Raw genomic sequence first — 14,496 nt, 5'->3', positions numbered from 1 at the left:
ATGAAAACACGCTTGTTGCTCGGCTTTCTGCTGGCTATTTTCTGCCCGATGCTGCTGGCGGAAAAAGACGAATTCTCGCTGAATCTGAAAGATGTCGATATTCGCGCGCTGATCGAGACGGTTGCGGATGTCACCGGTAAAAACTTTATTATCGATCCGCGCATCACCGGCAATATCTCGGTGGTGACTTCCACACCGATGAAATCCGCCCAGGTTTACGATGTATTTCTGTCCATATTAAAGGTGCATGGTTACTCCGCAATTCCGAACGGCAATGTGGTTAAGATTATTCCTAATATCAGCGCCAAACAGGACGGCGAGGAAAGCGAATTGCGCGGCAATCCGCAGAACGGCGACGAGCAACTGACCCGGGTGTTACAGGTGCATCACGTCGATGCCACGCAGCTGGTGCAGACCCTGTTGCCCTTGATGCCGCAATACGCCTTTATCGGCGCGGTGCCGGAAAGTAACACCGTGATCCTGTCCGATACCGCCGCCAATGTTAAACGCTTGGCGGCGATGATCAAGCAAATCGATAAAAGCGATTTGCAAAACATTGAAATCATCAATTTGCGACACGCCAATGCCGCGGATTTGATTCTGCCGCTGAACACGCTAATAACCAGTAACAGTGCCGGCAAAACCACGCCGGTCGCACCGCCGATGGTGGCCGACGAACGCTCCAATTCCATTATCCTGGGTGGCGATCCGGAGATGCGTTTGCAGATGCGCGCCTTGATCGCCAATCTGGATACGCCGATGGAAAAAGCCGGCAATACCGAAGTGATTTATATGCGTTATGCGGTGGCCAAGGAATTGGTGGAAACTCTGACCGGGGTGGGGTCTTTGAAGGACGAAAAAGCTGACCAGGCCAAAACCAAAGCTTCCACCAGCAAGGACTTTGATATTCGGGCGGACGAGGCGGCCAACGCCTTGATTATCACGGCGCCGCACGATTTGATGGCGACCTTGAAATCGGTGGTCAGACAATTGGATGTGCGCCGCGCCCAAGTGCATATCGAAGCGATTATTGCCGAAGTCAGCTACGACAAATCGCAGAATATTGGCGTCGAATGGCAAACCAAGGAAGACGGCAGCGTATTTGCGGCCAGCAGAAAAGGGGAGGGCAACTCGCTCGATCTATCGCAATTTATTTCCTCCGTCGGTAAGGGCTTGAGTATCGGTTATTTGGCAGGCAGCGAGTTAAAAGCCTTGTTGACCGCGTTTGCCAATGATACCGACGTCAACGTGTTATCCACGCCGTCGCTGGTGACGATGGACAACGAAGAAGCCAACATGATAGTCGGTCGCAACATCCCGTTAACCACCGGCCAATACACACCTTCCGTCGGCGGCAGCCTGAGTACCCCATTTCAAACCATCCAACGCGAAGACATCGGTATTAAACTCAAAGTTTTGCCGCAGATCAGCGAAGGCAATGCGGTCAAATTAAAAGTCGCGCAAGAGGTTTCGAGCGTTGTCCAAGGTACTACCGGTGCGGATTTGCAGACCAATAAACGCAAAATCGAAACCAGCGTATTGGTCGATGACGGCAAGGTGTTGGTATTGGGCGGCTTGATCCAAGACGACATCACCGAAACGGTGGATAAGGTGCCGCTGTTGGGGGATATTCCTTATCTGGGCTACTTGTTCCAAACCAATTCGACGATTATCACCAAAAAGAATCTGATGGTGTTTTTGCGCCCGCAAATCATCAGGGATGCGGGTAAGTCCAGCGGCTTAACCCACGACAAATACAATTACATCCGCGACAAGCAACAAGAGTTTAACCAGGACGGCGTGCTGTTGATGCCGGAGCAGAAACAGCCCTTGCTGGACAACTTATCGGACGACAATTCGGTTGCGGAAGACAATCGCGGCGAGGCTGGCGGCAATGGCAACCGCTGAACCGACAGCGCCAGCGCCGACCGATAACAGGCTGCCGTCCTACGGTTTTGCCAAACGCCACGGCGTGATAGTCGCGGAATGTTCCGCGCAGCAGGCGCGTATCGTTTACCAGCCTAAAGCCACGGTAACGGCCTTACTGGAAACCCGGCGCTTCGTGGCTAGACCTGCCAGTTTCGAAGCGGTCGGCGCGGAAGAGTTCGAGCGGTTGCTGCAAGCGGTCTACGAACACAAAACCGGCCATGCGCAACAGATGGTCGATGATATGCAGGACAATCTGGATTTGTCCGAGATGGCCCAGCACTTGCCCAAGCCGGAAGACTTACTGGAAAGCGAAGATGAGGCGCCGATCATTCGTTTGATCAACGCGCTGCTCACCGAGGCCATCAAGGAAAACGCCTCGGACATTCACATCGAATCCTACGAAAAACGCATGGTAGTGCGGTTTCGGGTGGACGGCACCTTGCGGGAAATTATCGAGCCGCAGCGCGAATTCGCGCCCATGGTGATTTCCCGGCTTAAAGTCATGGCCAAGCTGGACATTGCAGAAAAGCGCTTGCCGCAGGATGGTCGTATCTCCTTGAATATCGGCGGCCGCACCGTGGATGTGCGGGTCTCAACCTTGCCTTCCGGCCACGGCGAGCGGGTGGTATTGCGTTTGCTGGATAAGCAGGCCAACCAATTAAGTCTTAAGCAAGTCGGTATGTCGGATTATGAGCTGAACAGCATTCAGCAAATGATCGCTCGTCCGCACGGCATCATTCTGGTGACCGGGCCTACCGGTTCCGGGAAAACCACCAGCCTGTATGCGGTGGTTAATCAATTGAATCAACGCAGCCGCAATATTCTTACCGTCGAAGACCCTATCGAATATTACCTGGATGGTGTCGGCCAAACCCAGGTGAATGCCAAGGTGGACATGACTTTTGCCAAGGGCTTGCGGGCGATTTTGCGGCAGGATCCAGACATCGTGATGGTCGGCGAGATTCGCGACCGGGAAACCGCCGAGATTGCGGTGCAAGCCAGCTTGACCGGCCACTTGGTGCTTTCGACACTGCATACCAATACTGCCGTAGGCGCCATCACCCGGCTGCGCGACATGGGTATTGAGCCGTTCTTATTGGCGTCCAGCTTGGTCGGCGTGATAGCCCAGCGGTTGGTGCGCAAACTGTGTCCGCATTGTAAAAAACCGGAACAGGTGCCGGAACAGGATTTAGCCAAGCTCGGGTATCGCAGCGAAACCGGCAAGCCTGTTACTGTTTATCAAGCCCAAGGCTGCCCGCAGTGCCATAACCACGGTTACAAGGGCCGGGCTGGTATTTTTGAAATGATCATGCTGGATAGCACGATGCAACAGCTGATCCATGATGGCGCCGGCGACCTTGAGCTGGAACGCCATGCCCGACTTACCTCACGCAGTATTCAACAAAGCGCGCTGGAAAAAGTGCTGAACGGCGACACCAGCATCGACGAAGCTATCCGTATTACCTTAAAGGATTAACTGGGTATGGCGGTCTTCGAATATCAAGCGCTGAACGGCAAGGGCAAATCGGTTAAAGGTACGCTTGAGAGCGACACGATCAAAACCGCGCGCCAACAATTGAAGGCCAATGATTTAACGCTGCTGGATATTCAGGAAGTTCATAAAAAAGAACGCAGCGGCCAGTCGCCGCTATTGGCGCAAAGCATCGGCATGCGCGCGCTGGCGCATATCACCCGGCAGTTGGCCGCTCTGCTGAAGTCCGGCTTGGCGATAGATGAAGCGCTAGGCATCATTGCCCGGCAACTGGAATCGGCGCGGGCTAGGCGGATATTGCTGGCGATCAGAAGCCGAATTCTGGAAGGGCAAAGTCTGGCCGTGGCTTGCCAGGCCTTTCCCAGTACCTTTCCACCTTTGTACCGCGCCACTGTTGAAGCGGGTGAATCCTCGGGCAAGCTGGATCAGGTGCTGGAAAAACTGGCCGATTATCTAAGCGACAAAGGCCAGCTGCATCGCAAGTTACAAATGGCGATGATTTATCCGGTGTTGTTGTCGTCGGTGTCCGTATTGGTGGTCATCGGCCTGTTGGCGTATGTGGTGCCGGAAATCACCGGCGTGTTCGACAAAATGGGCCACGAGCTGCCGGCTATTACCCAGGCCTTAATTAGTTGTAGCGATTTTTTGCAGAGCAATGGCTTGCTGTTGCTGGTCATCGCGGTGGGCTTGTCTGTGGCGGCGAAGCTGATTTTGCGCCGGGAGCGGCCGCGCATGCTGTTTCACCGTTGGCTATTGACCATGCCGATTACCGCCCGCTTTTCCAAGGGCTTAAACACTGCCCGCTTTACCCGTACGTTGGCGATTTTGACCAATAGCGGCGTCGAGCTGCTGGAAGCCTTAAAAATCTCCAGTCAGGTGTTGTCCAACAACGCCATGCAGCAGGCGGTGGCTCATACCGCTATCCGCGTGCGGGAAGGGCAGAGTTTGAACAAGGCGCTGGAAGCCAGCGGTTTCTTTCCGCCGGTAACTATTCACTTGGTTGCCAGCGGCGAAGCCAGTGGGCAATTGCCGCGCATGCTGGAAAGTGCTGCCGACGATCAGGAGCGCGATATTCAGGCGCTGACCGAATTGACCATGGGTTTATTCGAGCCGGCCTTGATTTTGTTCATGGGGCTGGTGGTGCTGACCATCGTGCTGGCGATTCTGTTGCCGATATTTGAAATGAACCAGCTGATTAGATAGGTGTTTTGTCATACGCCTGTCACGTTGTCTTTCTAATCTTCTCCCAGTTGTCCCGCATACCGGGGTGTGCTTTAACCAATACGAATTTAGACCGCTATGAGCAATAAAAAACAGCAAGGCTTTACTCTGATCGAAGTGATGATCGTTGTGGTGATTTTGGGCATTTTGGCGTCCATCGTCGTGCCGAAAATCATGGGCAGACCGGACGAAGCCCGTGCCACTCGCACCTTGCAAGACATCAGAGCCATCAGCGCCGCGCTGGATCTGTATCGCCTGGATAACTTCAGCTATCCGACCACCGATCAAGGCCTGGAAGCCTTGGTACACAAGCCGGCCAATCTGCCGCAAGGCGCGCATTGGAAGCAGGGCGGTTATCTGGATCAACTGCCGGCCGACGCCTGGGGCAAACCGTATTTTTACATGCAGCCCGGCGCGCACGGCGAGTTTGATTTGTATTCCTTCGGTGCTGACGGCGTGGAAGGCGGCAGCGAAGCCGGCGCGGACATCACTAATTGGGCGCAAAAATAAGTCAGCTTGAGGGCTTGAAGGTTCGCGGCTTTACGCTTATCGAGCTATTGATTGCGATGGTCCTGATCGGCGTGATGAGCAGCATGGCGATGCTGGCGATGGGCAATGCCGATCACAGCAAGCAGCAACAATTGGAAGTTGAGCGGCTGGCAAAATTGCTTGAGCTGGCTGAGCAGGAAGCGATGATACGCGGTGACAGCATCGGTCTGGAATTGGTCGGTCAAGGGTATAGGTTTCTGTCGCCGACCCAAGGCAAGTGGCAGCCGGAGACTGGCGATGCGCTATTCAGACAACGGGATTTGCCAGCCGGTATGACCTTGGCGTTGACCCTGGACGAAAAGCCGGTGTACCTGACTATGCACTTTGGCAGCAAGGTGCATCCCGAGCCGCAGATTGTATTTACGCCGGACGGGGCCGCGGATGCGTTCCAAATTGCGTTGGATTTAGCAAAAAGCGATCTCCGGTTTTGGCTGAGTAATAGGGCGGACGAGGGCTTAGCGGTTTCCAGCGTCGCCATCAAGCCATGAAACATGCGGGCAACGGCGGCTTCACGCTGTTGGAAGTGCTGATAGCTTTGGCTCTGTTAGCCATCCTGATGGCCGGCTTGATCAAAATTACCGCCGATAACACCAAGAATCTTTGGTATCTGGAAAACAAAACGATAGCCGCGACGATAGCCGCCAATCATGCGGTGCAATTGCGCCTGGCTAGCGAAAAACCGGAAAACCAGGATGGCTGGGACACGATGGCCGGCCGGCGTTGGTATTGGCAGGCCAAGCGCGGTGTAACGCCGAGTATCGGCGGCACGGTCTGGGATTATCGGATAGAAGTGTTTTTGGAAGGCGACAAGTCGCCTTATGCCGGATTGCTTAGTTATGTTCCGACCGGCCATGAATAATAGCGCCAGTCGCGGCTTTACCTTGCTGGAAATCCTGATCGCGATGGCCGTGTTCGCGATCATGGCGGCCATGGCCTACGCCGGCTTGAGCGCGGTGTTGGATGCCAGAGCGGGCACGGAAAAACGCTCGGACAGCGTCGCCGCGTTGCAGCAAACCCTGTATTTGCTGAACGAAGATTTAGCCCAGGCTTTGCCGCGCTCGATTCGGGACGAATTCGGCAGCGAACAGCCGGCGTTTTCCGGCGGTAATGGCGAAGACTTGCTGACCTTGACGCGTAGCGTGCCGGAATGGTCGGCGTTGGCGATGCGCAGCCAATTGCAACGTATCAGTTATCGTCTGGAAAAAGGCAGCTTGTATCGGCAAGTTTGGACAGTGTTGGATCGTACTCAGCAGACGCAATTTCGCCGGAAAAAATTGCTGAACGTCGCGGCGCTTGATTTGCGGTTTTACGGCAGCGACTGGACTACGCATTGGCCGGCCGGTGGTACCGGCTTACCCAAAGCGGTGGAGGCTAATTTTAACTTGGCCGGCTTAGGTGTCATTCAGCGGCTGTTTCTGGTGCGGGAATGAGGTCGCTACATCAGGCGCAATGCGGGATCGCGTTGATCACCGTCATGTTGATACTGGCTATCGCTACCGTTGCCGTGGTGTCGATGTCCAGCGCGCGGCAGTTGGATATTCGCCGCACCGAAAATCAGCTGCGTAGCGCGCAAGCCTGGGAATACGTGTACGGCTTGGAAAGTTGGGCCATCGGCCGGTTGGCTGCCGACACCACGCCCGGTAATGGTTACGGTTTGGCTGAAGAATGGTCTATACCGTTGGCAAGGACAAACGTCGTCGGCGGCACGATGCAAGCACAGATTGAGGATTTGCAGGGCCGGATTAATCTGAACAACCTATTGGTGGAGGGCAAAATTTCCAAGGACGATATCAAGCGCCTGGAACGCTTGCTGGCCATTCTAAAACTGAAAACCGAGCTGGCGCAGGCGATAACCGATTGGGTTGATGCGGATATGGATGTCAGCTATCCGCACGGCGCGGAAGACGAAACCTACACCCGCCAAAAGCCGGCTTACCGCGCCGCTAACCGGCAATTTGCCGATGTCAGCGAGTTGCTGTTGGTACAAGGCATGACGCGCGAGACCTATCTGAAATTGCTGCCTTATGTCTACGCGGTGGAGGGTTACGCGCCGCTGAATGTCAATACCGCCAGCGCTACGGTGTTGCGTTGCTTGGCGGACGACATCAGCGCCGATCAGGCGGAATCCATATTCAGAGCCCGAGGCAAGCCTTTTGCAAAAGTCGCCGAATTTTTAAAGGATGAAACGGTTGCCGACGCCGGCATCGGTAAATATGGCTTGGGTGTCAGTTCGCAAAACTTTTTATTACAAGGGCAAATCGATATGGGCAAAACCCATTTGCAGTTTGAGTCGCAATTGCAGCGCGATAGTGGTGGCGCGCAAGTGGTGAAGCGCCAGCGCCAGGGCTTGGCGCATGGCTGAAAAACTGCTGGTCAGAGTAGGTGCCGAATCTGCCGATAAACTGGAATGGTTGAATCTTGCCGAGCCTGATAGCCAGCCGGCATCAGGCACGATGGCCGAGTTGGCAGCGGCTGCGCAGGGTAAGTCTGTACTGCTGTTATTGCCGGCCGCTTCGGTGCTATTGCTGGAAATCGAGCTGGCAGTTAAAACCACCGCGCAACTGAAAAAAGCCTTGCCGTTTGCGTTGGAAGACCTACTGGCCGAGGACGTGGAAAATTATCATCTGGTTTGGTTAAAGCAGGACCGGGATAAACTCGCCGTGGCGGCGATTACGCACGACACATTAGCGGCGCGGCTTACTCCGTTTCGCGAAGCCGGTTTAGAGCTGGCAGCTGCGTATCCGGAAACCTTATGCCTGCCGTATCAGCCTGGACAAACGACTTTGTTGCTCGAAGAAAGCAACGCAATTTTGCGCAGCGCTGCCTATTTGGGCGGCGGCGTGGATGCGCAATTTCTGCCGCAACTGCTGGAAAAAGCCTGTGCCGAAGGTGCCGATTTCCAGACTTTACTGATATGCAAACACAGCGAAGACACCCAGCTGCCGGATGGTTTGGCAAATAACGGTTTGGAAACAGTCATAGCCAAGCCTTTGCAATTCATGGCGAGCTCAGTCGAGTCATTGCCAGCCGAGCTGAATTTGTTGAGCGGTGCGTATGCCGTCAGTCATCGTCCAAAAGGCCGCTGGCAACAGTGGCTGCCGGCGGCCATCATTTTGGCTGCGGCCTTGGCGGTGCAGAGCTACGCTTTACTACATACCTATTGGCAACAACAAGCCGAACTAAGCGAGTTGGAAGCGAAAAGCCAAGAGCTGTTCAAACAAACTTTTCCCGATGTGAAACGCATCGTCAATGTCAAAGCTCAGGCCGAGCAACAGCTGGCGCAGCTCAGAAAACAACAGGCTTTTGCCGGTAGCGGCTTCATGCGCTTGATCTACCGTTCCGGATTGGTGTTGAAAGAAGCGCCGGCCGTACACTTGAAAAAGCTCAATTTCCTGAACGGCGGTTTGCAGTTACATCTGCTTGCCGACGACATCGGCCAACTGGAGCAATTCAAACAGCAGCTGCAAAGCAGTATGCAGGTGAAAATTCAATCCGCCGACAGCGGCGCAAACGGCGTGGAGGCGCAACTTGAGATTCGCGAAAAATGATTTAGCGCAGCGTTTTGCCGAATTAACGCCCAGAGAGCGAGTACTGGCGCTGGGTGGTGTGCTGGTCGTGCTGATGTATGGCGCATACCTGCTGTTTTACCAACCAATTGCTGAACAAAGCCGCTTGCTGACCCTAAAAATCCAGGCGCAACAGCAAATCTATACCTACTTACAACAAGTCGGTAACGAAGCGGCGGCTTTGCGGCAACAGGCTACGGTTGATGCACCGGCATTGGATGGCGCTAATCAATCGCCGCTGGCGGTAGTCGATTTCAGCAGCCAGCAGCTGGACATAAAGCCGGCGATCAAACACCTGTCGCCGGAAGGCGAGGACAAAGTCAGCGTCTGGCTGGAGCATCTGGCCTTCGACCAACTGATGTCCTGGTTGACAATTTTGGAAACCAAACACCGTTTGCAAGTGCTGCAAATCGATGTTGAAAAACCGGCCGATGCTGATGGCATCGTCAATGCCAAGGTCTTACTGGGTGTTGTTTAGTCTGCTCAGGTATCGTCGCTCCCGCGCAGGCGGGAGCCCAGTTGCCGCAGCTGATTTGCTGCGCGGTCCCAAGGCGTCCAGTTTACCGTGAATGCCGAGACCAGAATTCTTTGATAGCTTCAAACTTGCCATCCATGGCACTGGATGCCCGCTCTTGTGCCCTGTGGGTATCCCGGCGGGCATGACGGACTTCTTGGGTTTAGCTGAAGTAGCTCAATAGTCAGGATACGCCTTGCCGTCCACAGCTCACGACAATTCATACCTGGACCACGTCCCACTGCTATTAAGTTAAGAGCGGATGGTTCTATCTCCCCTCATCCCAACCTTCTCCCGGAGGGAGAAGGGGCTTCTTCCTTCGCTCAATGGCAGTGAGGCAATGCCCGCAAAAAGAATCTTAAATTTCATAGCTACCGCCCGCGCCCGATCATCCGCTGAATTTTCGTGTTAGCGGCCGGCTTTGTAATACAGATGTATTACATGTCACGTGAATTTAACAATGCTGTAACCGAAAAGCCGCTATTGCTCTGGAATAATCCGCGTCAAGTTGAAGGGTCGAGGATCGGCAGTTCAGCAAGGATTCAGGAGCAACTAGGGAACACGGACGGCACGGACAAGGAGCGGCTAAGGAAGAGGATAGGGAGGAGGCTAAGGGGGAAATGGTAGCGGGGGCAACAAAGCGGCGCTGTCAGGATGTTAGATGGCGTCGAGTACGATCTAAAGCGTGTAAAAGCCAAACTCGTTGTGAAGCGGGGACGGAAAGTCACAGGTCTTGCAGGTCAAGACGGCTGGGCTGTCACCTTATGTCATTAATCGAAATTTAAACATGAGGTTTTAAAAATGAAATTGTCTAAAAAATTGTTGGCAGTTGCAGTATTGGCGGCGGCCGCTTCAGGCGCCGCGGAAGCGCGTATCCAAGCTATCGGTGATGCAACAGCAGACGGTAGCGAGTTTTTGTTCAACCTGGTTGACTACACAGCGAAAACTTCATTTACACTGGATTTGGGTATCACTGTTGAGCAATTTCTGGCTAACCCTAGCCAATCATTGTCTTTCTCACTGAGCGACAACAACTTTCAATCATTCGCTGCTGCTTACACTGCCGGCAACGATGTTGCTTGGGGAGTTTCTGGTGGTCATGGGATCCTGGCTGACCTGACTGACCTGCCTAAATTTGGTTTCTACACAACGTCAGTAGTTCCTTCTCCTGCCGTCATCGATAGCAATGCAGGCGACATTGGTAATACTATGAGTAAATGGAACGTTATGGTTGGTTCTGTTCAAACTCAAGATGCCAATTCTAACAATCTGAGCACCTTCAGAACTGTTGGCCAACAAGGTTATACAGCTGTTTACGGTAACGATTTCCAAACTGCTTTGCCATTTGCGGCCCAAGGTCAGTTAGGCAATGCTTTGGCGTTCGTTCATGAAAAAGTCAATGCCGACGATTTCGATACTGGAGAATTGGAAACTTTCCCAGGTACATGGAATTTTTCATTTAGCGGTAACGTGGGTTCTTTGACCTATACCGCTGCACCCGCTGCTGTGCCACTGCCTGCCGCAGTTTGGATGTTCGGCGCCGGTTTGATGGGCGTACTGCGCGCAACTCGTCGTAAATCATTGGCGGTTTAATCCCGCAAACGTCTTGAGCCGGCCGGATTCTGCTTTGCTGGTTCCCCCTTCATGAACGGGTCGGCTCAAACTTTAAATTCAATCAATTGAGAGATATACAATGAAAAATCAATTATTGTCTGCTGCTATCGCAGTGGCTTCTCTGGCAGGTTTCTCGCAAGGTGCATCCGCACATGCGCCAAGCGTCACGCCGGATATCGAAATCTTTATGTCCGGCGCTAGCGCGCAAGACAAAGCCCTGGCGGCATTGTTTGTTAATTTGTGCGACGCCGGTACTTTGGATGTATTTAAAGACAACGGTACAGCGGGTTCCGAAGGTAAAAACCATAGTGCTTATTTCTGCACACTGAACTCTACTAACGTACCCGGCCTGACCGTCAACGGTGCTGCCGCAACCACGGCTAAAGTATTGTTCCACAAACGTTCTGCCGGCGGTTCTGCGCAAGGTGTTAACCCGCTGATCGACGGCGTGGCGATTGCTGCTATGCGTATTGACAACGGTAACTGCACCCAACAAGGCGCGACCAACACTTGGTTTTGCAACGCCAGCGGCGCTAACCTGACCAACGTGCTGTCCGATGCCGGTATTTCCGATGTCGAGCCAAAATTGTTCGTCGGTCCTAACAAACCTTCAAACGCTAGCGAAGTTGATCCAGTTAAAGCAGATGCCGCACTTAACGTGGTGCCAGCAGCGGCCTTGGTATTTGGTGTGCCGGTTTCCGATAACTTGTATGTGGCTTTGCAAAGAGCGCAAAACCTGCTGGCCGGTTTTGGCGGCAGCTGCGCACCTGGCGATTACACCGAAGCCTGTATGCCGAGCTTGAGCAAACAACAAGTGGCTGAATTGATCTCCGGTCAAATCAAAAGATGGTCCGAGTTTAAAGTAAACGGCACTGCCTTAACCAGCTTGACTGCCGGTTTGACTTACACCGATTCCGACGGCACTGTCAGAAACGTTACCCCTAACGATACCAAAGTGCATTTTTGCAAACGTATCGACGGTTCCGGTACCGGCGCGCAACAATACGTCAAATTCCTGAACAACCCTTGCAGTTCTGCCGGTTTGTCACCTGATTGGCCTGGTTCTCCATTGGCGGGCCCCGTGAAACATGAAGTTAGCGGTTCGGGTGATATGGAATTGTGCTTGGAAGACTTTGCCGATGGTGAAACTGCTTCTAAACAAATCACCACTACCAACCCTGACGTGTTCAACACTGCGGTTAACACTGCCGGTAACAGAGGCTGGGCCATCGGTCACCAAAGTTTGGAAAACAACGCCACGCATGCCAAGCATTACCGCTTTATCAAAGTGGACGGTGTAGCACCAACTCTGGAACAAGCTTTCAGAGGCAAATACATGGATTGGGTTGAGCAAACCTTCCAATGGCGTAAAGCTATCAGCGCCGATAAATCCACTGTTATCGCTAAAATCGCTGCCGACGCGGCAGCACCAACCATTTTGGCTACCGAGTTGAACATTAGTTTCGTTCACCCATTCGGTCAATCAGGTTATTTGGCTATCGGTAACGGCAACAACTTTACCGACACGTTCAATGTCAATTCACCTGTTATGCCTTACTCGCACGCGGTAGCGGGTTCTTTGAGCAACTGCCAAGTGCCGGTTATCAAAAACTCTACCAACACCAGCAAACCGATGTAATCAGCGTGTAACAAACCTTTAGTGTAATAGCTAGAGGTTCGCGCAAGGATGCGCATTGAATACAAACAGCCTTCGCTTGCGGAGGCTGTCTTTTTTTGCGATGGGTGAAATGAAACAACATTTGTTTTTAGGCTCGGTCCGTTTCGGTTTGGCGGCTGTGTTATTGACGGCTAGTGCGCTGGTTTGCGCGGAAGAAGCCGGCAATCAATTCGATTTACTTGAGCTGCGCCTGAAAGGCAGCACTTTATTGGACCGGAAATTGGTAGAACGCTGCGTCTACCGGTTTTTAGGCCCGAAAAAAACCATCGATACCGTGGAAGAAGCGCGTAGCGCACTGGAAGAGCTGTATCGCAGTAAAGGTTATCAAACTGTGTCTGTGGATATTCCCGAGCAAAACGTGGTGGGCGGCGTGGTGTATTTACAGGTGACGGAAGGCAAGGTATCGCGTTTGCGAGTCACCGATTCCCGTTACTTCTCGCTGGGTGCCATCAAAGCCAAAGTACCCGAGCTGGCGGAAGGTAATGTGCCCAATTTACCGAAAATGCAGGAACAGCTGACCGCATTGGCCGGCGAGAGCGAGGACAGGAGCGTAGTACCGGTGCTGCGGGCCGGTGAAACGCCGGGTACGCTGGAAGTGGATCTCAAAGTTAAAGACGAATTGCCCTTGCACGGCAAAGTGGAAGTCAATTCCCGCAATACGCAGAACACCAGTCGGTTACGGACTTTGGTGTCATTGCGTTATGACAATCTTTGGCAAAAATTTCATAGCGCGTCGTTCATGTATCAAACCTCCCCGGAAAATCCGGACGAAGTGGAAGTGTTGGTTGGTAGTTATGTGCTGCCTATCATCGACGACGACAAGCGCCTAGCTTTATACGCGGTCAGTTCGTCTTCTACGTCGCAAATTGCCAGTGCCGGCGCCTTATCGGTGATCGGTACCGGTGATATTTACGGCGCGCGTTTTGTGTCGCCGCTGAAGACGCTAAACAATTATACGCACACGGCGACGCTGGGCGTCGATTACAAAGACTTTAAGGAAGATTTGAATTTATTAGGTTCGGATACCTTAAAAACCCCTATCAGTTATTTGCCGTTCATGGCCCAGTACAGCGGTAATTTGCGAGATGCCGAGTCTTTGTTGTCTTTCAATGTCGGGGTCAACTTTGCGATACGCGGCTTGGGCAGCGATGAGCAGCAGTTTGCCGACAAGCGCTTTTTAGCCAGATCCAATTTTATCTATCTGAGTGGTGGTATGGACTACCGGCATAACTTGCCGTGGGGTATGGAAGTGGCGGCGCGGATGTCCGGACAGATTACCGATTCGCCGCTGATCAGTAACGAGCAATTTTCGATGGGCGGTTTTCAAACCGTGCGCGGCTATTTGGAAACTAATGCACTATCCGATGACGGCGTGACCGCCTCGCTGGAATGGTATAGCCCAAGGCTGGTGCCGGACGCATGGGACGAGTTCGACAAAATGCGGGCACTGGTGTTTGTCGATGCCGGCAAAGGCTGGATTGTCGACGCCTTACCAGGCAACGCCAACGAAATGGCACTGGCCAGCACCGGGGTGGGTTTACGTTTCGATATGTTCAAGCATGTGCAAGGCGAGTTTGATTTCGGCATTCCGTTGCTGGACCAAGGCACTGTCAGGCGCGGCGAGAACAGGGTTGACTTTAGGATTGCAACACAATTTTAGGGTGCGGCGGCTGAATGGTTGCGGAAGACGGGAGCGAATTAACTGGTGTCTTTGGGTTATTCGCTCCGGTCTTTTGTTACTTAAGAGGAAGTCGAAAAACGCGTCATTTCCGCGTGTGCGCGAGCCGCAGACTGCGCTGCAAATCCGGTTTGTGATTTTCAACGCCCCTCATTTTTCGGGGGCGACCACTAAGTAATATTATTATTTCTGCCTTACTAATTATTTATTATAAATATTACATATTTGTTACAAATCTATTTTCTGTAATAAATA

Annotated in this window: 13 protein-coding genes and 1 riboswitch; all 13 genes read left to right on the top strand. The window is 52.9% G+C overall.

The window, feature by feature from the left end; genetic code table 11:
• The 13 genes from gspD (at position 1) to G006_RS0106175 (ending at position 14,223) form a co-directional block, all read left to right on the top strand.
• On the top strand, positions 1-1,908 hold the full coding sequence (gspD, locus tag G006_RS0106240) for a type II secretion system secretin GspD (RefSeq protein ID WP_020482318.1): 1,908 nt from the start codon (positions 1-3) through the stop codon (positions 1,906-1,908).
• Positions 1,895-3,406, top strand: a complete 1,512-nt coding sequence (gene gspE / locus G006_RS0106235) for a type II secretion system ATPase GspE (RefSeq protein ID WP_020482317.1) — start codon at positions 1,895-1,897, stop codon at positions 3,404-3,406. Before gspD ends, gspE begins: the two co-directional genes overlap by 14 nt.
• Positions 3,407-3,412: 6 nt before the next feature.
• Positions 3,413-4,624 carry a type II secretion system inner membrane protein GspF gene (gspF, locus tag G006_RS0106230; RefSeq protein WP_020482316.1) on the top strand — a complete coding sequence of 404 codons (1,212 nt, stop codon included), beginning with the start codon at positions 3,413-3,415 and terminating at the stop codon, positions 4,622-4,624.
• 96 nt (positions 4,625-4,720) lie between these two features.
• On the top strand, positions 4,721-5,152 hold the full coding sequence (gene gspG, locus G006_RS0106225; RefSeq protein WP_020482315.1) for a type II secretion system major pseudopilin GspG: 432 nt from the start codon (positions 4,721-4,723) through the stop codon (positions 5,150-5,152).
• Positions 5,137-5,679, top strand: coding sequence for a type II secretion system minor pseudopilin GspH (gene gspH, locus G006_RS26945; RefSeq protein WP_152428812.1), 543 nt, complete (start codon positions 5,137-5,139; stop codon positions 5,677-5,679). Before gspG ends, gspH begins: the two co-directional genes overlap by 16 nt.
• Entirely contained in the window at positions 5,676-6,050 is a 375-nt protein-coding gene (gspI, locus tag G006_RS0106215) for a type II secretion system minor pseudopilin GspI (protein ID WP_020482313.1), read from the top strand. The genes gspH and gspI overlap by 4 nt, the downstream gene beginning before the upstream one ends.
• Positions 6,043-6,621: a type II secretion system minor pseudopilin GspJ gene (gspJ, locus tag G006_RS0106210; RefSeq protein WP_020482312.1), complete on the top strand. Its 579-nt coding sequence runs from the start codon at positions 6,043-6,045 to the stop codon at positions 6,619-6,621. The genes gspI and gspJ overlap by 8 nt, the downstream gene beginning before the upstream one ends.
• Positions 6,618-7,553, top strand: coding sequence for a type II secretion system minor pseudopilin GspK (gene gspK, locus G006_RS0106205; RefSeq protein ID WP_020482311.1), 936 nt, complete (start codon positions 6,618-6,620; stop codon positions 7,551-7,553). The genes gspJ and gspK overlap by 4 nt, the downstream gene beginning before the upstream one ends.
• A complete protein-coding gene (gene gspL, locus G006_RS0106200) occupies positions 7,546-8,739 on the top strand; it encodes a type II secretion system protein GspL (protein ID WP_020482310.1) in 1,194 nt (397 codons plus the stop codon). Before gspK ends, gspL begins: the two co-directional genes overlap by 8 nt.
• On the top strand, positions 8,720-9,235 hold the full coding sequence (gspM, locus tag G006_RS0106195) for a type II secretion system protein GspM (protein WP_020482309.1): 516 nt from the start codon (positions 8,720-8,722) through the stop codon (positions 9,233-9,235). The genes gspL and gspM overlap by 20 nt, the downstream gene beginning before the upstream one ends.
• A gap of 719 nt (positions 9,236-9,954) precedes the next feature.
• Positions 9,955-10,033: riboswitch (cyclic di-GMP riboswitch) on the top strand.
• Positions 10,034-10,072: 39 nt separating this feature from the next.
• A complete protein-coding gene (locus tag G006_RS0106185) occupies positions 10,073-10,864 on the top strand; it encodes a hypothetical protein (protein ID WP_020482307.1) in 792 nt (263 codons plus the stop codon).
• Between the two features lie 100 nt (positions 10,865-10,964).
• A complete protein-coding gene (locus G006_RS0106180; protein ID WP_020482306.1) occupies positions 10,965-12,524 on the top strand; it encodes a hypothetical protein in 1,560 nt (519 codons plus the stop codon).
• A 109-nt stretch (positions 12,525-12,633) separates the two neighbouring features.
• Positions 12,634-14,223: a ShlB/FhaC/HecB family hemolysin secretion/activation protein gene (locus G006_RS0106175; RefSeq protein WP_152428810.1), complete on the top strand. Its 1,590-nt coding sequence runs from the start codon at positions 12,634-12,636 to the stop codon at positions 14,221-14,223.
• Positions 14,224-14,496 lie beyond the last annotated feature (273 nt).

The sequence above is a fragment of the Methylomonas sp. MK1 genome (assembly GCF_000365425.1).
Taxonomy (GTDB): domain Bacteria; phylum Pseudomonadota; class Gammaproteobacteria; order Methylococcales; family Methylomonadaceae; genus Methylomonas.
This window is presented reverse-complemented; position numbering and strand designations above follow the sequence as displayed.

Excerpts from the sequence above, each read along its gene's own strand:
- G006_RS0106180 (WP_020482306.1), top strand. The coding sequence starts at position 10,965 with ATGAAAAATCAATTATTGTCTGCTGCTATCGCAGTGGCTTCTCTGGCA.
- gspF (WP_020482316.1), top strand. The coding sequence starts at position 3,413 with ATGGCGGTCTTCGAATATCAAGCGCTGAACGGCAAGGGCAAATCGGTT.
- gspG (WP_020482315.1), top strand. The coding sequence starts at position 4,721 with ATGAGCAATAAAAAACAGCAAGGCTTTACTCTGATCGAAGTGATGATC.
- gspD (WP_020482318.1), top strand. The coding sequence starts at position 1 with ATGAAAACACGCTTGTTGCTCGGCTTTCTGCTGGCTATTTTCTGCCCG.
- gspK (WP_020482311.1), top strand. The coding sequence starts at position 6,618 with ATGAGGTCGCTACATCAGGCGCAATGCGGGATCGCGTTGATCACCGTC.
- G006_RS0106185 (WP_020482307.1), top strand. The coding sequence starts at position 10,073 with ATGAAATTGTCTAAAAAATTGTTGGCAGTTGCAGTATTGGCGGCGGCC.
- gspI (WP_020482313.1), top strand. The coding sequence starts at position 5,676 with ATGAAACATGCGGGCAACGGCGGCTTCACGCTGTTGGAAGTGCTGATA.
- gspE (WP_020482317.1), top strand. The coding sequence starts at position 1,895 with ATGGCAACCGCTGAACCGACAGCGCCAGCGCCGACCGATAACAGGCTG.
- gspJ (WP_020482312.1), top strand. The coding sequence starts at position 6,043 with ATGAATAATAGCGCCAGTCGCGGCTTTACCTTGCTGGAAATCCTGATC.
- G006_RS0106175 (WP_152428810.1), top strand. The coding sequence starts at position 12,634 with ATGAAACAACATTTGTTTTTAGGCTCGGTCCGTTTCGGTTTGGCGGCT.
- gspL (WP_020482310.1), top strand. The coding sequence starts at position 7,546 with ATGGCTGAAAAACTGCTGGTCAGAGTAGGTGCCGAATCTGCCGATAAA.